Source organism: Streptomyces sp. DF42 (genome assembly GCF_058267695.1).
On sequence record NZ_CM177859.1, the window covers coordinates 6,888,955 to 6,907,685 of the forward strand.

Sequence of the window (18,731 nt, forward strand, 5' to 3'; positions counted from 1 at the left end):
ATGGCCCGGAATAGGAACACAGCGGCACCCCCGCTCGTTGTCATTACGTGAGCACGACACAGACACCACCTGTTCTCGCCGCAGAGCTGGCACAGGCGTGGGCCGACATTCAGCGGTACCACCCCGAGTTGCCCGATCTGGCCGCGCCCGAGTCCCTGATCGGAGAGTCGTCGTCCGCGTGCGGTCACGAACTCTCCTTCGAGCGACTGCTCCATGAGGCAGTCCACGGCATCGCTGCCGCACGCGGCGTGCGCGACACGTCCCGCGCGGGCCGCTACCACAACCGCAGATTCCTCGCGATCGCCGAGGAGCTGGGCCTGGACCACCCCGAGGAACCGCACCCCAGCAGCGGCTTCTCGCTGGTCACGCTCAACCCCGAGGCCAAGCGCCGCTACCGCCCGACGATGGAGCGGCTCCAGCGCGCCCTGAAGGCGCACACGGCCGCCACCTCCGCCGACACCCCGAAGAGCTTTCGGGGTCCGGCCGCCCGCCACGGCTCGTCCGGGGGAGGGGTGCGAGTGAAGGCGGTGTGCGACTGCGGTCGTAACGTGCGCGTCGTTCCGTCCGTCCTGGCCCAGGCGCCGATCGTGTGCGGGGGCTGCGGGAAGCCGTTCCGGATTCCGGAGGTCGTCGGGGCTGCGGCAGGCTGAGGCTGCGGCTGCTCGTGGCAGTCGCAGTCCGGATGCCGTAGCCGGCAGGCATGGCCCGTGGGCACCTGGAGCGCCGGGTGCCCCACAGGCATGCCTCGACGTACCCGGGGCGGAGCCGGCCTGCAGGGTGTGGCACAATGGCTAGCTGTACTCGACAGCCGCACAGGAACCCTCTCGCCTCCGGCTGACGCGTCCATCGGGCACTCGGGTACCGCAACCCCACGCGGCAATCTCGCCGTGCCCAACCACGTCAAAACCAGGAGAACCCACTCCCGTGGCAGTCAAGATCAAGCTGAAGCGTCTGGGCAAGATCCGTTCGCCTCACTACCGCATCGTCGTCGCCGACTCCCGCACTCGCCGTGACGGCCGTGCGATCGAGGAGATCGGTCTGTACCACCCGGTGCAGAACCCCTCGCGCATCGAGGTCGACTCGGAGCGCGCGCAGTACTGGCTGGGTGTCGGCGCGCAGCCGACCGAGCCCGTCCTCGCCATCCTGAAGCTGACCGGCGACTGGCAGAAGTACAAGGGCGAGCCCGCGCCGGCTCCCCTGCTGCAGCCGGCGGAGAAGGCCGCGCGTCCGTCGTTCGAGGCCCTCGGTGGCGACGACGACGGCAAGGGTGAGGCGATCACCCAGAAGAAGAAGGCCGAGAAGAAGGACGAGGCTCCCGCTGAGTCTTCCTCGTCTGCGTCGACCGAGGCCTGAGCATGCTCGAGGAGGCTCTCGAGCACCTCGTGAAGGGCATCGTCGACAACCCTGACGATGTGCAGGTCGCCTCGCGTGATCTGCGCCGCGGGCGCGTTCTCGAGGTCCGGGTCCACCCGGACGACCTCGGCAAGGTGATCGGCCGCAACGGCCGCACCGCGCGCGCTCTGCGTACCGTCGTGGGCGCCATCGGCGGCCGCGGTGTCCGCGTCGACCTCGTCGACGTGGACCACGTCCGCTGACGCAACACGCAAAAAACACAGCACCGGCTCGGGCCGGGGAGGGCCACTGTGCCGTCCCCGGCCCGTAGTCGTTTCGAGTCGTTTACGACAGGAGATCTTCGGAAGTGCAGCTCGTAGTCGCGCGGATCGGCCGCGCCCACGGCATCAAGGGCGAGGTCACCGTCGAGGTCCGTACCGACGAGCCCGAACTGCGGCTCGCACCCGGTGCCGTACTGGCCACCGAGCCCGCCGCTGCGGGCCCCCTCACCATCGAGACGGGCCGCGTCCACAGCGGCCGCCTGCTCCTGCGCTTCGCGGGCGTCGCCGACCGCACCGCCGCCGAGGCGCTGCGCAACATCCTCCTGATCGCCGAGGTGGACCCGGAGGTGCTCCCCGAGGACGAGGACGAGTACTACGACCACCAGCTGATGGACCTGGACGTGGTGACGAAGGACGGCGTGGAGGTCGGCCGTATCACCGAGATCTCGCACCTGCCCTCCCAGGACCTGTTCATCGTCGAACGGCCGGACGGGAGCGAGGTGATGATCCCCTTCGTCGAGGAGATCGTCACCGAGATCGACCTCGAGGAACAGCGGGCGGTCATCGACCCGCCGCCCGGCCTGATCGACGACCTGATCGACGACCAGGCCGACAGCGACGAAGTCGCTGATGGATCCGGCACGTCGTCCGGGGACGAGTCCTGATGCGCCTCGACGTCGTCACGATCTTCCCCGAGTACCTGGAGCCCCTGAACGTCTCCCTCGTCGGCAAGGCACGCGCGCGTGGGCAGCTGAACGTCCATGTGCACGACCTGCGCGCGTGGACCTACGACCGCCACAACACGGTCGACGACACCCCGTACGGCGGCGGCCCCGGCATGGTCATGAAGACGGACCCCTGGGGCGCGGCCCTGGACTCCACCCTCGCCGACGGCTACGAGGCGGGCTCGCACGCGCCCGCGCTGATCGTCCCCACACCCAGCGGCCGCCCCTTCACCCAGGAACTCGCCGTCGAACTCTCCGAACGCCCCTGGCTGATCTTCACGCCGGCGCGATACGAGGGCATCGACCGCCGGGTGATCGACGAGTACGCGACCCGGATGCCGGTCCACGAGGTGTCCATCGGCGACTACGTCCTCGCGGGCGGCGAGGCGGCCGTACTCGTGATCACGGAGGCAGTGGCCCGGCTGCTGCCCGGTGTCCTCGGCAACGCCGAGTCCCACCGCGACGACTCCTTCGCACCCGGCGCCATGGCCAACCTCCTGGAAGGCCCCGTCTACACCAAGCCCCCGCAGTGGCGCGGCCGTGGCATTCCTGACGTGCTGCTCAGCGGCCACCACGGCAAGATCGCCCGCTGGCACCGCGACGAGGCCCTGAGGCGTACGACGGCCAACCGGCCCGACCTGATCGAGCGCTGCGACCCGGAGGCCTTCGACAAGAAGGACCGCGAGATGCTCTCCATCCTGGGCTGGGCGCCGGACCCGGAGGGCGAGCCGTACGGCCGATTTTGGCGCAGGACAGACGGCGTGGAACAATAGGCCGCTGTTGTGCGTCGTCCGGCGTGCGCCCCTGCCGCAGGGGGACACGACGCCCGCCCCGACACGGACAGCATCCTTCAGGAACACCTATCGCCCGTTGATGACCTGTGGCATCAGCGAAGAAAGCAGACGAAATGTCCCACCTGCTCGACACCGTCGATGCCGCGTCGCTGCGCAGCGACGTCCCGGCCTTCCGCCCGGGTGACACCGTCAACGTCCACGTCCGCGTCATCGAGGGCAACCGCTCCCGTGTGCAGCAGTTCAAGGGCGTTGTGATCCGCCGCCAGGGCGCCGGTGTCCGCGAGACCTTCACGGTCCGCAAGGTCTCCTTCTCCGTCGGCGTCGAGCGCACCTTCCCGGTGCACACCCCGATCGTCGAGAAGATCGAGCTCGTCACCCGCGGTGACGTGCGTCGCGCCAAGCTGTACTACCTGCGCGAGCTGCGCGGTAAGGCCGCGAAGATCAAGGAGAAGCGCGACAGCTGAGCTCGCGCAGGCGTTCCTGGCTTGGCCGGATAGCATCTGGCCTCGATGGACACCGAAGCACAGCAGACGGAGCGCGACCGCTCCTCCCGCCCTTCCGATTCCGAGGACGTCTCCCAGGAGATCCCGGAGGCAGAAGGGCCGGAGGGGCGGTCGCGTTTCGCGTTGGTGGCGCGTATCACCGACTGGCTGCCGGGCGGGTGGATCTCCCTGACCCTGCTGGTCTGCCTGGTGTTTTTGCTGATCCTCAACGCTTTCGTGGTGCAACCCTTCCAGATTCCCAGCGGATCCATGGAAAACGGATTGAGGGTCGGGGACCGCGTTCTCGTAAATAAGTTGGCGTACCGTTTCGGTGCCCAGCCGCGGCGCGGCGATGTCGTCGTGTTCGACGGAACGGGGTACTTCGGGAGCGGCGACTACGTCAAGCGCGTCGTGGGCGTGGGGGGAGACCACGTGGTCTGCTGCGACAGGGAGGGGAGGATCGAGGTGAACGGCCGGTCGGTCGACGAGTGGACGTTCCTGTACCCCGGTGACAGCCCGTCCTCGGTGCCCTTCACGGTCGTCGTGCCCACGGGCACCCTGTTCCTCCTCGGCGACCACCGCAGCGACTCCAGCGACTCCCGCGACCACCTGGGCTCGCCCGGCGGAGGCATGATCCCGGTGTCCGACGTCATCGGACGGGCCGACTGGATCGTCTGGCCCTCCGCCCACTGGATCCGCCTGCACCGTCCCGGCGCCTACGCGCGCGTGCCCGCGGCGGACGGTGCGCATGGGTAACCGTGGCAGACCACGCGGAGCGACACCGGACGGTCCCCTCGGCACCGAGAACCTGCTGCCCACCGGCTCCCGTCGCACCGGTGGCGGCGCGTCCGGCGGACGCACCCGCGCCGAGCGTCGCAAGCTCCAGCGCAAGGTCAAGCGAAAGCGCAGGCGTAGCGCGGTCAAGGAGATACCCCTCCTGGTCGGTGTCGCGGTCCTCATCGCCCTGGTCCTGAAGACGTTCCTCGTCCAGGCGTTCGTGATCCCGTCCGGCTCCATGGAGCAGACGATCCGGATCGGCGACCGTGTCCTGGTCGACAAGTTCACCCCGTGGTTCGGCTCCGAGCCCAAGCGCGGGGACGTCGTCGTCTTCAAGGACCCCGGCGGCTGGCTCGCGGACGAGCAGACCACCACGAAGAAGAACGACCCCGTCGTCGTCAAGCAGGTCAAGGAGGGACTCACCTTCATCGGCCTGCTGCCGTCCGACAACGAGAAGGACCTGATCAAGCGGGTCATCGGAGTCGGCGGCGACCACGTCAAGTGCTGCGACGCCCAAGGGCGGATGACGGTCAACGGCGTACCGCTGACCGAGGGCGACTACCTGTATCCCGGGAACGCCCCCTCCATACAGCCGTTCGACATCACCGTCCCCCAGGGGCGCCTGTGGGTGATGGGCGACCACCGCGCCAACTCCGCGGACTCACGGGCCCACCAGAACACCGACTACGGCGGCACGGTCTCCCTGGACTCCGTGGTGGGACGGGCGAAGGTCATCGCCTGGCCCTTCGGCCACTGGACTTCCTTGAAGGAACCTAAAACTTTCTCCTCCGTTTCCGACTCCGTGTCGGGGGCGACCGCGTCTCCCCGGCTGTCGCATAGGGTTGCTCCGGACGAATTCAACGGAACGATCCAACTCCCGAGCCCTGCGGAACTCCCGCTCGTTATGGGAGTGGTGGGCCTGCACCGCGTAAGGGGCAGGCAGCAGAGCAGAGTAAGGAGTTGGCGTGGGGGATGTGGCGGTTGGCGCACGGTCCGGACACGACGGCGAGGAGCACCGTGGACAACCCGTCCAAGGGGTCTCAGCGTCCGTCCCGGCCGCGGACAGCGCCGTGACCCCCGGGAGTGACTCCGGGGCGGCCGAGGACGGCACGGTGCCGGACGAGCGGGACCGGGCCGGAGAAAAGGGCTCGGGCGGAACACCCCCCAAGCCCAGCAAACAGCGCTCCTTCTGGAAGGAGCTGCCCATTCTGATCGGTATCGCGCTCGTGCTGGCGCTGCTGATCAAGACGTTTCTGGTGCAGGCGTTCTCGATTCCGTCGGACTCGATGCAGAACACCCTTCAGCAGGGCGACCGAGTCCTCGTCGACAAGCTCACCCCCTGGTTCGGCTCGGAGCCGGAGCGCGGCGAGGTCGTCGTCTTCCACGACCCGGACAACTGGCTGGCGGGCGAGCCCACGGCCACTCCGAACGCACTGCAGAAGGTCCTCAGCTGGATCGGCCTGATGCCGTCCGCCGAGGAGAAGGACCTCATCAAGCGCGTCATCGGCGTCGGCGGCGACACCGTCTCCTGCAAGGGCTCCGGCCCGCTGACGGTCAACGGCAAGGCACTCAACGACACGTCGTTCGTGTACGCGGGCAACACACCGTGCAGCGTCGACGACCAGGGTGGCCAGTTCTCGGTGAAGGTCCCCAAGGGCTACATCTGGGTCATGGGCGACCACCGCCAGAACTCGCGCGACTCGCGCTACAACCAGAGCGACAAGCACAACGGCATGGTCCCGGTCGACAAGGTCGTAGGACGCGCCATCGTCATCGCGTGGCCCATCACCCGCTGGAACACCCTTCCGGTTCCGGACACCTTCGACCAGCCCGGCCTGAACAACCAGTCCTCGGCGTCCGCCGCCCTGACGGCCGCACCGAACGCGCTCGCCCTGACCGGTGTGATTCCGGTGGCCCTGTGGCGCCGTAGGAAGACCGCCGTCGAGCAGACGCGCTGAGCCGCCTCTCGGGCCGCCGCTCTCCGGGCGACCCGACGGTCTGGTGAAACCCTCGTGGAGCTTGTGACCTTGGTCGCGGCGGAGGGGCTGACCGGCTCAGGTACCGCCGGGTAGGGTGCGGACCCATGGGTGGCGAGAGCACGACGCGTACGGCCCCGCGCAGCGGTGGCACAAGCACGGGCCCGGTGGGCAGCCGGACCGGACAGCGACTGTCCGGACTGGCGGTCGCACTGGGCTGTGTGCTGTTCCTCGGAGGGTTCGCCTGGGGAGCGGTGGCCTACCGGCCGTACACCGTGCCGACCAGCTCGATGACACCGACCATCGACGCCGGCGACCGGGTCCTGGCGCAGCGCGTCGACGGCAGCGAGATACGCCGGGGCGACGTCGTCGTCTTCAACGACAAGTCCTGGGTGACCGGCGCGGCCGTGGTCAAGCGCGTGGTCGCGGTCGGCGGCGACACGGTCTCCTGCTGCACGAACGGCAAGCTGACCGTCAACGGCAAGCAGATCGACGAGGCCTATCTCAAGGGCAACGTCGTCGAGGACAAGAAGATCCCGAGCGTGAAGGTCCCCAAGGGCCGCCTGTTCCTGCTCGGCGACGAGCGCGAAGGCTCGCTGGACTCCTCCGCCCACCTCAGCGACGCCGCCCAGGGCACCGTCGCGCGCTCGGCGGTGACCGCCCGGGTGGACGCCGTCGTCTGGCCCATGAACGGCATGCTGGAACGACCCACCGGCTTCGAGCCCCTCGGGGCGCTGTCCCAGCCGGGCCCCTTGCGCATCATCGTCGCCCTGATCGTGGCCGGAGCCGTCCTCGTCCTCGGTGGCGGAGCGTACGGCCCGGTCGCCAAGCGGATGGACAAGCGCCGCACCCGGGCGGGGACGGAGCCCGTGGGTGCCCGCTGAGGCGGCGGGCACTGACGAGGGCGCGTACCGGGGCGGTCTGCGCAAGGTCGCCCGGATCGTTCTGCTGGACCCCGAGGACCGCATCCTTCTCCTGCACGGCCACGAGCCGGGCGATCCGGCCGACGACTGGTGGTTCACGCCGGGCGGCGGCCTGGAGGGCGACGAGACTCGTGAAGAGGCCGCCCGCAGGGAACTCGCCGAGGAGACCGGCATCACCGAGGTCGAACTCGGCCCGGTGCTGTGGCGGCGGATGTGCTCCTTCCCGTTCGCGGGGCGCCGCTGGGACCAGGACGAGTGGTACTACCTGGCCCGGACGGCGGACACGCCCGAGGTGGTGCCCGAGGCCATGGGCCTCACGGAGCTGGAGCGGCGCAGCGTCGCCGGAGCACGCTGGTGGACGTGTCAGGAACTGACCCGGGCACATGAGACGGTGTATCCGACCAGACTCGCCGAGCTGCTGAGCAGGCTGCTCGACGAAGGTCCCCCGGCCGGGCCCGTGACGCTTGACCCCGAAATCGTCTAGGGGCTCACGGGACTGGCGCACAATGGTGGGATCGCACGGGTGAAGGGGAAGCTGCCATGAGCGCCGAGGACCTCGAGAAGTACGAGACCGAGATGGAGCTGAAGCTCTACCGGGAGTACCGCGATGTCGTCGGTCTGTTCAAATACGTGATCGAGACCGAGCGGCGCTTCTATCTGACCAACGACTACGAGATGCAGGTGCACTCGGTCCAGGGTGAGGTGTTCTTCGAGGTGTCCATGGCGGACGCCTGGGTCTGGGACATGTATCGGCCGGCTCGGTTCGTGAAGCAGGTGCGGGTGCTCACGTTCAAGGACGTGAACATCGAGGAGCTGAACAAGAGCGACCTGGAGCTGCCCAGCGGGTGACGGGGTTATCCACAACCGCTGAGTTGTCCACCAAGATCCACTTCTTGGGGGCGGGTGCGTGACGTTTGGCGCCGGAGGTGGTGCCGACATGAACGCACGCAGTGCACTCGGCAGGTACGGCGAAGACCTGGCCGCGCGGCGGCTGGCCGAAGCCGGGATGACGGTCCTTGAGCGGAATTGGCGCTGTGGCAGGGCCGGCGAGATCGACATCGTCGCCCTCGACGGCGAAGTGCTGGTCGTCTGCGAGGTCAAGACCCGCAGGGACGGCCGCTTCGAGCATCCGATGGCGGCGATCGGTCCGGAGAAGGTGCAACGACTGCGCGATCTCGCGGAGCGCTGGATCCAGACACATGGGGGACCCCCACCGGGAGGCGTCCGCATCGACCTGATCGGCGTCGTCCTCCCGGACAAGGGCGCACCGGTGGTCGAGCACGCGCGGGGGGTGGCCTGAGATGGGCTTCGCGCGTGCGTGCTCGGTGGCGCTGGTCGGCGTCGAGGGTGTGGTGGTCGAGGTCCAGGCCGATCTGGAGCCCGGAGTGGCGGCGTTCACGCTGGTGGGCCTGCCGGACAAGAGCCTGAGCGAGAGCCGGGACCGGGTACGGGCGGCGGTCGTCAACTCCGGTGGCGAATGGCCGCAGAGGAAACTCACGGTCGGGCTCAGCCCGGCGTCGGTGCCGAAGGCCGGCAGCGGCTTCGACATGGCCATCGCCTGCGCCGTGCTCGGAGCCTTTGAGCGGATCGATCCGCGGGTGCTCGCCGACATCGTGATGATCGGGGAGCTGGGACTGGACGGCCGGGTCCGGCCCGTCCGGGGCATCCTGCCGGCGGTGCTGGCCGCGGCGGACGCCGGCTACGAGCAGGTGGTCGTGCCCGAGTGCGCGGCCGCGGAGGCCTCCCTGGTGCCCGGCGTGTCCGTACTGGGTGTGCGCAGCCTGCGGCAGCTCATCGCGGTCCTGGCGGACGAGCCCGTGCCCGACGAGGAACCGGACGAGCGGGGCCGCCCGGATCCGCTCCTCGCCGGCCTGCGGGTGCCCGGCACCGGCGCGGCCACGGGGATGCACAGCATGGGCGCCGCACAGTACGACCACGGCCATGACCTCGCCGATGTGGTGGGGCAGACCTCGGCGAGGACCGCGGTCGAGGTCGCCGCGGCAGGCGGCCATCACCTCTTCCTGGAGGGCCCGCCGGGCGCCGGAAAGACGATGCTCGCGGAGCGACTGCCCGCCATCCTGCCCCGGCTCGGCCGGACGGAGTCGCTCGAGGTCACCGCGGTGCACTCGGTGGCCGGCCTGCTGCCCCCGGGCAAACCCATGATCAACGTCGCCCCGTACTGCGCTCCGCACCACTCGGCGACCATGCAGGCCCTCGTCGGCGGCGGACCCGGCATGGCGCGCCCCGGCGCCGTCTCGCTCTCCCATCGCGGTGTTCTCTTTCTCGACGAGACCCCCGAGTTCAGCAGCCGGGCCCTCGACGCGCTGCGGCAGCCCCTGGAGGCCGGGCACGTCGTGATCGCGCGCAGCGCGGGCGTGGTGCGGTTCCCGGCGAAGTTCCTGATGGTGCTGGCCGCCAACCCCTGCCCGTGCGGCCGTTTCTCGCAGAGGGACGATTTCTGCGAGTGTCCGCCCTCGGCGATCCGGCGCTACCAGGCGCGGCTGTCCGGCCCCCTGCTCGACCGCGTCGACCTGCGGGTCGAGGTCGATCGGGTCACCCGGGCCGAGCTGACCCGGAGCGATGGCCACGGCGAGTCCACCGTCACGGTCGCCGACCGGGTGCGCGCGGCCAGGGAACGGGCGGCGGCCCGGCTCGAAGGCACTCCATGGCTGACCAACAGCGAAGTCCCGGGCCAGGAGCTGCGGGGTCGCTGGCACGCCGCGAGCGGAGCGATGGACGAGGCGGAACGCAACCTGGAGCGGGGCATGCTGACCGCCCGCGGTCTCGACCGCGTGCTGCGCGTCGCCTGGACCGTCGCGGACCTCGTCGGCCACGACCGACCCGACGCGACGGACGTCGCCCTGGCGCTGCAACTGCGTACCGGCGTACCACGCGGCGTGCCCATGGCCATCGGGGCGCGGACATGAGCGCCGACGACGATCAGGGCTGTGAGCTGCTCGCCCGCGTCTTCCTCAGCCGGGTCCTCGAACCGGGTGACGAGGTCGCCGGGCGGTGGTTGCGGGAACTCGGGGCGATGGAAGTGGCGGGCAGGCTGCGCGACGGTGGGCCGCAGCTCGTCGGAATCACCGACAAGCGGTGGGCCGGGCTGTTGGACAGGGCACGGGCGGCCGAGCCGGAGCGGGACCTGGCCGCCGCCCGGGAAGCCGGGATGCGGTTCGTGGTGCCTGGGGCCGGGGACTGGCCGGGACAGCTCGATGATCTCGGGGACACGCGGCCCGTCGGGCTGTGGGTGCGGGGGCGGCCCAGCCTGCGGATGTGGGCGCTCAGATCCGTCGCCGTCGTGGGCGCACGGGCGTGCACCGGCTACGGGGCGCACATGGCGGCCACCCTCGGCGCAGGCCTCGCCGAGCACGGCTGGGTGGTCGTGTCCGGCGGTGCCTACGGGGTCGACGGCGCCGCACACCGGGGCGCACTGGGCGCCGGCGGCGCCACTGTGGCCGTCCTCGCCTGCGGGGTCGACCGTTGCTACCCGCCCGGACACACCGAGCTGATCACCAGGATCGCGGAACAGGGACTCGTCATCGGGGAGTTACCGCCCGGCGCTCATCCGACGCCGAGCAGATTCATCGTCCGCAACCGGGTGATCGCCGCCCTGACCAGGGGCACCGTCGTGGTCGAGGCCGCCGACCGCAGTGGCTCGCTGGCCACGGCACGGGCGGCCCAGCGGCTCGGGCGTCACACGATGGGAGTGCCCGGCCCCGCCACGAGCGCCCTGTCCGCGGGAGTCCACGAACTCCTGCGGGACGACGCCGTGCTGGTCTCCGACGCCGCGGAAGTCGTCGAGCTCGTCGGCGACATGGGGGAGCTGGCGCCGGAGCGGCAGGGGCCGGTGCTGCCGCGCGATCTGCTGGACCCGGGCGCGCGGCGGGTGCTGGCCGCGCTGCCCGGCCGAGGCGCGGCGCCACCTCGCGAGATCGCGCGAGGCGCGCAGACCACGCAGGACGACGCGATCGCGAAACTGTACGAACTCCGATCACTCGGTTACGTCGAACGACACGGCGACGGCTGGAAGTTGACACGCCAGGCGATGATCTCCGTCCGCGGGGGTCGAGGCTGATGCTGACCGAGCGTGTTCGGCCGTCCGGGGGAAGCCTGACACCTGTGCAAATACGCCCAGTTGGCGTCCCCAAGTCGTCACGCACAGCAACCTTCGTGACTCGGTGGAGTGCCCTGCGGAACGCGTCCGCGCACAGGTTCTCCGCCGGCGTTCGCGCACCGCAACACTCCAGTCACGCTACGCTCACGTGGATTCCGGCGCAGACCGGCATCTCGACATCAGACCGACAGCTCACCCAGGCAGCCCCACTTCACTGCAGAACGGCACAAGGCGACGAATGCCCCAGCACACCTCCGGGTCCGACCGGGCGGCGATCCCCCCAGCCGCCCGTGACGGTGGCAGCGTGCGGCCGCCCGCTCCCTCGACGCTCGAAGAGCTCTGGCGGTCGTACAAGGACACGGGGGACGAGCGGCTGCGGGAGCAGCTGATCCTGCACTACTCACCACTGGTCAAGTACGTGGCCGGACGGGTGAGCGTCGGTCTGCCGCCCAACGTCGAGCAGGCCGACTTCGTCTCGTCCGGGGTGTTCGGGCTGATCGACGCGATCGAGAAGTTCGACATCGACCGGGAGATCAAGTTCGAGACGTACGCGATCACCCGGATCCGGGGCGCGATGATCGACGAGCTCAGGGCGCTGGACTGGATTCCGCGGTCGGTGCGGCAGAAGGCGCGCAATGTCGAGCGGGCGTACGCGACGCTGGAGGCGCGGCTCAGACGGACGCCGTCCGAGGGGGAGGTGGCCTCCGAGATGGGCATCGCCGTGGACGAACTCCACGCGGTGTTCAGCCAGTTGTCGCTGGCGAACGTGGTGGCCCTGGAGGAGCTGCTGCATGTGGGGGGCGAGAGCGGGGACGGCCTCAGCGTGATGGACACGCTGGAGGACACCGCCGCCGACAACCCGGTCGAGGTGGTCGAGGACCGGGAGCTCAGGCGGTTTCTGGCGCGGGCGATCAACACCCTGCCCGAGCGGGAGAAGACCGTGGTCACCCTCTACTACTACGAGGGGCTGACCCTCGCCGAGATCGGGAACGTGCTCGGTGTGACCGAGAGCCGGGTGAGTCAGATCCACACCAAGTCGGTGCTGCAACTGCGCGCGAAGCTGGCGAGCTTCGGACGCTGAGCGGCTCGGTCACTCCCGTCGGGGGTGGTGCGTCCGTAGAGTGGTTGACGTGCCAAGGATTCGAGCGGCCTCCGTGGCCGAGCACCGGTCGATGCAGCGAGCCGCCCTCCTGGACGCGGCGCGGTCGCTGCTGTCCGACGGCGGGACGGAGGCGCTGACCTTCCCGGCCCTCGCCGAGCGGACCGGCCTTGCGCGGTCGTCCGTGTACGAGTACTTCCGGTCCCGGGCCGCCGTGGTCGAGGAACTGTGCGCGGTCGACTTTCCCGTGTGGGCCGCCGAGGTCGCGGCGGCGATGGAGCGGGCGGAGTCGGCCGAGGCCACGGTCGAGGTGTATGTGCGACAGCAACTGGCCCTGGTCGGGGACCGGCGGCACCGGGCCGTGGTCGCCATTTCGGCGAGTGAACTCGATGCGGGCGCCCGGGAGAAGATCCGGGCCGCGCACGGCGGGCTCGTCGCGATGATCGGCGAGGCGCTCGGGGAGCTGGGCCACGCGGAGCCCCGACTGGCGGCGATGCTGCTTCAGGGGATCGTCGACGCGGCTGTCCGGCGGATCGAACTCGGGGCTGCGGAGGACCCGGCGGAGATCACCGACGCGGCTGTGGCCATGGCGCTGCGGGGCGTTCGAGGCTGAGGCAGGGGGACTCCCAGTACGGGCAGCAGCCTGGACGGCCCCCTGTGCAGCAGCCAGGGTGGCAGCAGCGACAGCGGGTCCAGGTAGGTGTCGCCCCTCAGTAGGCCCCAGTGCACGCACGTGACCGCGCAGTGCGATCCCGTCGCCTCGACCATGCCCACCGGCTCGCCGGCCCGCACCTCGTCGCCCTTCTTCACCGACGCCCTCAACGGTTCGTACGTCGTCCGCAGATCGGTGCCCGTCAACTCCACGGAGACCACGCCCCGTCCCGCCACACGGCCCGCGAAGGACACCCGCCCGGCCGCCACCGCCCGCACCGGTGTTCCCGCCGGGGCCGCCAGGTCGACGCCTCGGTGGCCGCGGCCGTAGAACGTCGCCGGGGGCTCCCAGCCCCGTAGCACCGCGGGGTGCGTTCCGACCGGCCAGGCGCGGGCGACCGCCGGGGTGGCAGGGCTCGGGGCAGGCGGTGGGGGCGGGGCGTCCGCCCAGGCCCAGGGGGTCAGGACCGCCGAGGTCAGCGCCAGCAGGGCCGCTCCCGTCAGGCGCACGTATCGCTTCGCTCGCATGCCGTCACCGTCCCGCACACCGCCCGGACATGGCCGGGATCTGTGGACTACTCCCTGGTTGTGGACAGCGACGTCACCCGGTGCCTCGCCGGTCCCGTACACTTCTTCTGGCGATCCGGGTCACCGGGTCGACTTCGCACGCCCCGACATCTGGCGATCAAAAGCCGGTGTCAGCGCTCCTCGGTCCTTCGTGGCACGGCGCATGTGGGCGTCAGGCGCGGGAGCCGTCCGGCCCCGCGGCACAACCGAGAACACCAAGGAGAACGGCCATGGCCGTCGTCACGATGCGGGAGCTGCTGGAAAGCGGCGTCCACTTCGGTCACCAGACCCGTCGCTGGAACCCGAAGATGAAGCGCTTCATCTTCACCGAGCGCAACGGCATCTACATCATCGACCTGCTCCAGTCGCTGTCGTACATCGACCGCGCCTACGAGTTCGTCAAGGAGACCGTCGCCCACGGCGGCACGGTCATGTTCGTCGGCACGAAGAAGCAGGCGCAGGAGGCCATCGCCGAGCAGGCCACCCGCGTCGGCATGCCCTACGTCAACCAGCGCTGGCTGGGCGGCATGCTCACCAACTTCTCCACCGTCTACAAGCGTCTGCAGCGCCTCAAGGAGCTCGAGCAGATCGACTTCGAGGACGTCGCCGCGTCGGGTCTGACCAAGAAGGAGCTTCTCGTGCTCTCGCGCGAGAAGGCCAAGCTGGAGAAGACCCTCGGTGGTATCCGCGAGATGCAGAAGGTGCCCAGCGCCGTCTGGATCGTGGACACCAAGAAGGAGCACATCGCGGTCGGTGAGGCCCGGAAGCTCAACATCCCGGTCGTCGCCATCCTCGACACCAACTGCGACCCCGACGAGGTCGACTACAAGATCCCGGGCAACGACGACGCGATCCGCTCCGTCACCCTGCTCACCCGTGTGATCGCCGACGCGGTCGCCGAGGGCCTCATCTCCCGCTCTCGCGTCGCCACCGGTGACAAGGGCGAGAAGGCCGCGGGCGAGCCGCTCGCCGAGTGGGAGCGCGACCTGCTCGAGGGCGAGAAGAAGGCGGACTCCGAAGAGGCCGCCGAGAAGCCGGCCGAAGCCGCTGCCGAGGCTCCCGCCGCTGAGGCCGCTGTCGAGGCTCCCGCCGCCGAGGCCCCTGCTGCTGAGGCCCCGGCCGCCGAGGCCCCCGCGGCTGAGGCCCCGGCCGAAGAGGCCGCTCCGGCCGCGGACGCCGAGCAGGCCTGATCCGTCAGCGTCAGAGTTGACGGCGGGAGCGGTACTGCATCCACCAGCGCCTCAGGTGCTGGTGGAGTCCGCTCCCGCCGTTGACCCGTAGGTCGGCGGAGTGTCAGCGGCCTCCGACTACATGGGGGCTGTAGACCCCGTAGATCTTCGATCTTCCAGACTTCGAGAAAGATTCACAGACTCATGGCGAACTACACCGCCGCCGACGTCAAGAAGCTTCGTGAGCTCACCGGCGCCGGCATGATGGACTGCAAGAAGGCGCTGGACGAGGCCGAGGGCAACGTCGAGAAGGCCGTCGAGGCGCTCCGTATCAAGGGCCAGAAGGGCGTCGCCAAGCGCGAGGGCCGCTCCGCCGAGAACGGCGCCGTGGTCTCGATCATCGCCGACGACAACTCCTCCGGCGTCCTGGTCGAGCTGAAGTGCGAGACGGACTTCGTCGCCAAGGGTGACAGGTTCCAGGCTGTCGCGAACGCGATCGCCGAGCACGTCGCCAAGACCTCCCCGGCCGACCTCGAGGCCCTGCTCGCCTCCGAGATCGAGGCCGGCAAGACCGTCCAGGCGTTCGTGGACGAGGCCAACGCCAACCTCGGCGAGAAGATCGTCCTCGACCGCTTCGCGCAGTACGCCGACGGTTTCGTGTCCGCGTACATGCACCGCACGATGCCCGACCTGCCGCCGCAGATCGGTGTCCTCGTCGAGCTGGACAAGCCGAACGCGGAGATCGCCAAGGGCGTCGCCCAGCACATCGCCGCGTTCGCGCCGAAGTACCTCTCCAAGGAGGACGTGCCGGCCGAGGTCGTCGAGTCCGAGCGCCGCGTCGCCGAGGAGACCACCCGCGCCGAGGGCAAGCCCGAGGCCGCCCTGCCGAAGATCGTCGAGGGTCGCCTCAACGGCTTCTTCAAGGACGCCACGCTGCTCGGTCAGCCGTTCGCGCTCGACAACAAGAAGTCGGTCCAGAAGGTCCTGGACGAGGCCGGTGTCACCCTGAAGCGCTTCACGCGCATCAAGGTCGGCATCTGAGTCCGTGCCGCGATCGGCGCGTCGGCCCGATAGGGTCGAGTGCAGTCGTCCGGTACGCCGTCACGCACGCGCGTGACGGACGACAGCAGATCTGACAAGGAGGCCATTGCCGAGAATGGGTTGCGAACGACACCCCACCGGCAGTGGCCTTCTTCGTATGTGCATCACCTGAAAGAGGCGGGATCTCCATGACCACCAAGGCTCAGAAGAGCGACGACGGCAAAGTACACGGCCGGTTTCTGCTGAAGCTGTCCGGTGAGGCCTTCTCCGGCGGCGGGGGCCTGGGAGTGGACCCCGACGTGGTGCACAAGATCGCCCGTGAGATCGCCGCCGTCGTCCGGGACGGCGCCGAGATCGCGGTCGTCATCGGCGGCGGCAACTTCTTCCGTGGCGCGGAGCTGCAGCAGCGCGGCATGGACCGGGCCCGCTCCGACTACATGGGCATGCTCGGCACGGTCATGAACTGCCTCGCCCTCCAGGACTTCCTGGAGAAGGAGGGCATCGACAGCCGGGTGCAGACCGCCATCACCATGGGCCAGGTCGCCGAGCCGTACATCCCGCTGCGTGCCGTACGGCACCTGGAGAAGGGCCGCGTGGTCATCTTCGGTGCCGGTATGGGCATGCCGTACTTCTCCACCGACACCACCGCCGCTCAGCGCGCCCTGGAGATCGACGCCCAGGCGCTGCTGATGGGCAAGAACGGCGTGGACGGGGTCTACGACTCCGACCCGAAGCGCAACCCGGACGCCGTCAAGTTCGACTCCCTCGGCTACGGCGAGGTCATCACCCAGGACCTCAAGGTCGCGGACATGACCGCCATCACCCTGTGCCGCGACAACAAGCTCCCGATCCTGGTCTTCGAGCTCATCGCCGAGGGCAATATCGCCCGCGCCGTCAAGGGTGAGAAGATCGGCACGCTCGTGGGTGACCAGGACAACCGGGACTGACCAGCAACACCCATGGACCCTGACCGGGGGATGGACAATGTCCTGCCGGTCGGGAACCGTGCAGGAAGAAGACGCGACGCAGCCGGCCGCCGCCCCACCAAGGAACCGCAGCCGGGCCTCACTCAAGACACGCAGGAGCAAGTGGTGATCGAAGAGACCCTCCTCGAGGCCGAGGAGAAGATGGAGAAGGCCGTCGTGGTCGCCAAGGAGGACTTCGCCGCGATCCGCACCGGTCGTGCGCACCCGGCGATGTTCAACAAGATCGTGGCCGACTACTACGGCGCGCCGACGCCGATCAACCAGCTGGCTTCGTTCTCCGTGCCGGAGCCGCGCATGGCGGTAGTGACCCCGTTCGACAAGACGGCCCTGCGCAACATCGAGCAGGCCATCCGTGACTCCGACCTGGGCGTCAACCCGAGCAATGACGGCAACATCATCCGGGTGGTGTTCCCCGAGCTCACCGAGGAGCGCCGCCGCGACTACATCAAGGTCGCCAAGGGCAAGGCCGAGGACTCCCGGGTCTCCATCCGCTCCGTGCGCCGCAAGGCCAAGGACGCCATCGACAAGCTGATCAAGGACGGCGAGGTCGGCGAGGACGAGGGCCGCCGTGCGGAGAAGGAACTCGACGACTCCACCCACAAGTACGTGGCCCAGGTGGACGAGCTCCTGAAGCACAAGGAAGCGGAGCTGCTCGAGGTCTGATGAACGAATCTTCCTGGGGAGCGCCGCCCCACACCGGGTCACAGGCCGGGTACTGGGGGCCGACCGACCAGGGACCTGTCCAGGGGGCTGCCCCGGCGGGTCCCGCGTACGATGCGCCCAAGGCGCAGCAGACTCGCCCCATGCCCATCGTGCCCGAGGTACCCGCGTACGGCGGTGACCAGGATGACGACCGGGGGGCCGCTCGGCTGAGCGGCTCCTTGTTCCGCGACGAACCGCCGCAGTCGCCGCCCTACCCAGCGGCGCAGCAGAATCCGGAGCCCATGCCCGACGCCCCGCAGCCGGCGCCCCCGCCGCAGAAGAAGAGCGCGGGGCGCGACCTGGGTGCGGCCATAGGCGTCGGCGTCGGGCTCGGCGTGGTGATCATCGCGTCCCTGTTCGTCGTCAAGGCCGTCTTCGTCGGCGTGGTCGCCGTCGCCGTCGTGGTGGGCCTGTGGGAGCTGACCAGCCGGCTGCAGGAGCGCAAGGGCATCAAGGCGCCCCTGGTCCCGCTGGCGCTCGGTGGCGCAGCGATGGTCGTCGCCGGGTACGTCCGGGGCGCCGAGGGTGCGTGGGTCGCCATGGCGCTCACGGCACTCGCCGTCCTCGTATGGCGTATGACGGAGCCGCCCGAGGGCTACCTCAAGGACGTCACCGCGGGTGTCTTCGCCGCGTTCTACGTGCCGTTCCTGGCGACGTTCGTCGCGCTGATGCTGGCGGCCCACGACGGCCCCTGGCGCGTCACGACCTTCCTGCTGCTGACGGTGGTCAGCGACACCGGCGCGTACGCCGTCGGCTGGCGCTTCGGCAAGCACAAGCTCGCCCCGCGCATCAGCCCCGGCAAGACCCGCGAGGGCCTGCTCGGGGCGGTGTCCTTCGCGATGGTGGCGGGCGCGCTGTGCATGCAGTTCCTCATCGACGACGGCTCCTGGTGGCAGGGCCTGGTCCTCGGCTTCGCGGTCGCGGCCAGCGCCACGCTCGGCGACCTCGGCGAGTCGATGATCAAGCGGGACCTGGGCATCAAGGACATGGGCACGCTCCTCCCCGGCCACGGGGGGATCATGGACCGGCTGGACTCGCTGCTGCCCACGGCGCCCGTGGTGTGGCTGCTGATGGTGCTGTTCGTCGGCTCCGGCTGAGGGTTTCGGAAG

The 18,731-nt window shown here is 69.6% G+C and carries 22 protein-coding genes and 1 pseudogene; 22 read left to right on the forward strand and 1 reads right to left on the reverse strand.

The genetic code is table 11. The annotated features are described in order from the left end of the window. Nucleotides 1-47: 47 nt before the first annotated feature. From ACYUED_RS31705 to ACYUED_RS31785, 17 genes are all read left to right on the forward strand, one after another. The gene (locus tag ACYUED_RS31705) at nucleotides 48-650 is read left to right on the forward strand and encodes a hypothetical protein (RefSeq protein ID WP_266522148.1); all 603 of its coding nucleotides are present in this window, start codon (nucleotides 48-50) and stop codon (nucleotides 648-650) included. Between the two features lie 274 nt (nucleotides 651-924). After that, nucleotides 925-1,353: a 30S ribosomal protein S16 gene (gene rpsP / locus ACYUED_RS31710; protein WP_266685081.1), complete on the forward strand. Its 429-nt coding sequence runs from the start codon at nucleotides 925-927 to the stop codon at nucleotides 1,351-1,353. A 2-nt stretch (nucleotides 1,354-1,355) separates the two neighbouring features. Continuing rightward, nucleotides 1,356-1,595, forward strand: coding sequence for an RNA-binding protein (locus ACYUED_RS31715; RefSeq protein WP_005479813.1), 240 nt, complete (start codon nucleotides 1,356-1,358; stop codon nucleotides 1,593-1,595). 104 nt (nucleotides 1,596-1,699) lie between these two features. Beyond that, nucleotides 1,700-2,278, forward strand: a complete 579-nt coding sequence (rimM, locus tag ACYUED_RS31720) for a ribosome maturation factor RimM (RefSeq protein WP_491287632.1) — start codon at nucleotides 1,700-1,702, stop codon at nucleotides 2,276-2,278. Further along, entirely contained in the window at nucleotides 2,278-3,111 is an 834-nt protein-coding gene (trmD, locus tag ACYUED_RS31725) for a tRNA (guanosine(37)-N1)-methyltransferase TrmD (protein ID WP_491287634.1), read from the forward strand. The genes rimM and trmD overlap by 1 nt, the downstream gene beginning before the upstream one ends. A 134-nt stretch (nucleotides 3,112-3,245) precedes the next feature. After that, the gene (rplS, locus tag ACYUED_RS31730) at nucleotides 3,246-3,596 is read left to right on the forward strand and encodes a 50S ribosomal protein L19 (RefSeq protein WP_266522156.1); all 351 of its coding nucleotides are present in this window, start codon (nucleotides 3,246-3,248) and stop codon (nucleotides 3,594-3,596) included. 45 nt (nucleotides 3,597-3,641) lie between these two features. Beyond that, complete coding sequence (gene lepB / locus ACYUED_RS31735) at nucleotides 3,642-4,370, forward strand: signal peptidase I (protein ID WP_491287637.1); 729 nt, start codon at nucleotides 3,642-3,644, stop codon at nucleotides 4,368-4,370. After that, nucleotides 4,363-5,478 carry a signal peptidase I gene (gene lepB / locus ACYUED_RS31740; RefSeq protein ID WP_491287639.1) on the forward strand — a complete coding sequence of 372 codons (1,116 nt, stop codon included), beginning with the start codon at nucleotides 4,363-4,365 and terminating at the stop codon, nucleotides 5,476-5,478. The genes lepB (ACYUED_RS31735) and lepB (ACYUED_RS31740) overlap by 8 nt, the downstream gene beginning before the upstream one ends. Beyond that, nucleotides 5,366-6,349 carry a signal peptidase I gene (gene lepB, locus ACYUED_RS31745; RefSeq protein WP_491294521.1) on the forward strand — a complete coding sequence of 328 codons (984 nt, stop codon included), beginning with the start codon at nucleotides 5,366-5,368 and terminating at the stop codon, nucleotides 6,347-6,349. Before lepB (ACYUED_RS31740) ends, lepB (ACYUED_RS31745) begins: the two co-directional genes overlap by 113 nt. 125 nt (nucleotides 6,350-6,474) lie before the next feature. Continuing rightward, complete coding sequence (gene lepB, locus ACYUED_RS31750) at nucleotides 6,475-7,251, forward strand: signal peptidase I (protein ID WP_491287641.1); 777 nt, start codon at nucleotides 6,475-6,477, stop codon at nucleotides 7,249-7,251. After that, nucleotides 7,241-7,774: an NUDIX hydrolase gene (locus ACYUED_RS31755; protein ID WP_491287643.1), complete on the forward strand. Its 534-nt coding sequence runs from the start codon at nucleotides 7,241-7,243 to the stop codon at nucleotides 7,772-7,774. Before lepB (ACYUED_RS31750) ends, ACYUED_RS31755 begins: the two co-directional genes overlap by 11 nt. Before the next feature lie 56 nt (nucleotides 7,775-7,830). After that, nucleotides 7,831-8,139 (forward strand): DUF2469 domain-containing protein, encoded by a 309-nt coding sequence (locus ACYUED_RS31760; RefSeq protein ID WP_003993268.1) that lies wholly within the window; start codon nucleotides 7,831-7,833, stop codon nucleotides 8,137-8,139. Between the two features lie 88 nt (nucleotides 8,140-8,227). Continuing rightward, a complete protein-coding gene (locus tag ACYUED_RS31765; protein WP_491287648.1) occupies nucleotides 8,228-8,590 on the forward strand; it encodes a YraN family protein in 363 nt (120 codons plus the stop codon). 1 nt (nucleotide 8,591) lies between these two features. Further along, nucleotides 8,592-10,217, forward strand: coding sequence for a YifB family Mg chelatase-like AAA ATPase (locus ACYUED_RS31770; protein WP_491287650.1), 1,626 nt, complete (start codon nucleotides 8,592-8,594; stop codon nucleotides 10,215-10,217). Then, on the forward strand, nucleotides 10,214-11,368 hold the full coding sequence (dprA, locus tag ACYUED_RS31775; RefSeq protein ID WP_491287652.1) for a DNA-processing protein DprA: 1,155 nt from the start codon (nucleotides 10,214-10,216) through the stop codon (nucleotides 11,366-11,368). Before ACYUED_RS31770 ends, dprA begins: the two co-directional genes overlap by 4 nt. A 277-nt stretch (nucleotides 11,369-11,645) precedes the next feature. Continuing rightward, nucleotides 11,646-12,488, forward strand: coding sequence for an RNA polymerase sigma factor WhiG (gene whiG / locus ACYUED_RS31780; protein WP_491287654.1), 843 nt, complete (start codon nucleotides 11,646-11,648; stop codon nucleotides 12,486-12,488). Nucleotides 12,489-12,561: 73 nt separating this feature from the next. Continuing rightward, complete coding sequence (locus tag ACYUED_RS31785; protein ID WP_491294523.1) at nucleotides 12,562-13,119, forward strand: TetR/AcrR family transcriptional regulator; 558 nt, start codon at nucleotides 12,562-12,564, stop codon at nucleotides 13,117-13,119. Here the strand turns inward: ACYUED_RS31785 and ACYUED_RS31790 are convergent. Next, a pseudogene (locus tag ACYUED_RS31790) lies at nucleotides 13,119-13,685 on the reverse strand (M23 family metallopeptidase); the annotation flags it as partial. The gene ACYUED_RS31785 and the pseudogene ACYUED_RS31790 overlap by 1 nt on opposite strands. Nucleotides 13,686-13,954: 269 nt before the next feature. Between ACYUED_RS31790 and rpsB the strand changes: the two are divergent. From rpsB to ACYUED_RS31815, 5 genes are all read left to right on the forward strand, one after another. After that, entirely contained in the window at nucleotides 13,955-14,914 is a 960-nt protein-coding gene (gene rpsB / locus ACYUED_RS31795; protein WP_491287656.1) for a 30S ribosomal protein S2, read from the forward strand. A gap of 183 nt (nucleotides 14,915-15,097) precedes the next feature. Further along, a complete protein-coding gene (tsf, locus tag ACYUED_RS31800; RefSeq protein ID WP_491287658.1) occupies nucleotides 15,098-15,934 on the forward strand; it encodes a translation elongation factor Ts in 837 nt (278 codons plus the stop codon). 188 nt (nucleotides 15,935-16,122) lie between these two features. Then, nucleotides 16,123-16,881, forward strand: coding sequence for a UMP kinase (pyrH, locus tag ACYUED_RS31805; RefSeq protein WP_491287660.1), 759 nt, complete (start codon nucleotides 16,123-16,125; stop codon nucleotides 16,879-16,881). Between the two features lie 144 nt (nucleotides 16,882-17,025). After that, on the forward strand, nucleotides 17,026-17,583 hold the full coding sequence (frr, locus tag ACYUED_RS31810) for a ribosome recycling factor (RefSeq protein WP_266522185.1): 558 nt from the start codon (nucleotides 17,026-17,028) through the stop codon (nucleotides 17,581-17,583). Continuing rightward, nucleotides 17,583-18,719 carry a phosphatidate cytidylyltransferase gene (locus ACYUED_RS31815; protein WP_491287663.1) on the forward strand — a complete coding sequence of 379 codons (1,137 nt, stop codon included), beginning with the start codon at nucleotides 17,583-17,585 and terminating at the stop codon, nucleotides 18,717-18,719. The genes frr and ACYUED_RS31815 overlap by 1 nt, the downstream gene beginning before the upstream one ends. Nucleotides 18,720-18,731 lie beyond the last annotated feature (12 nt).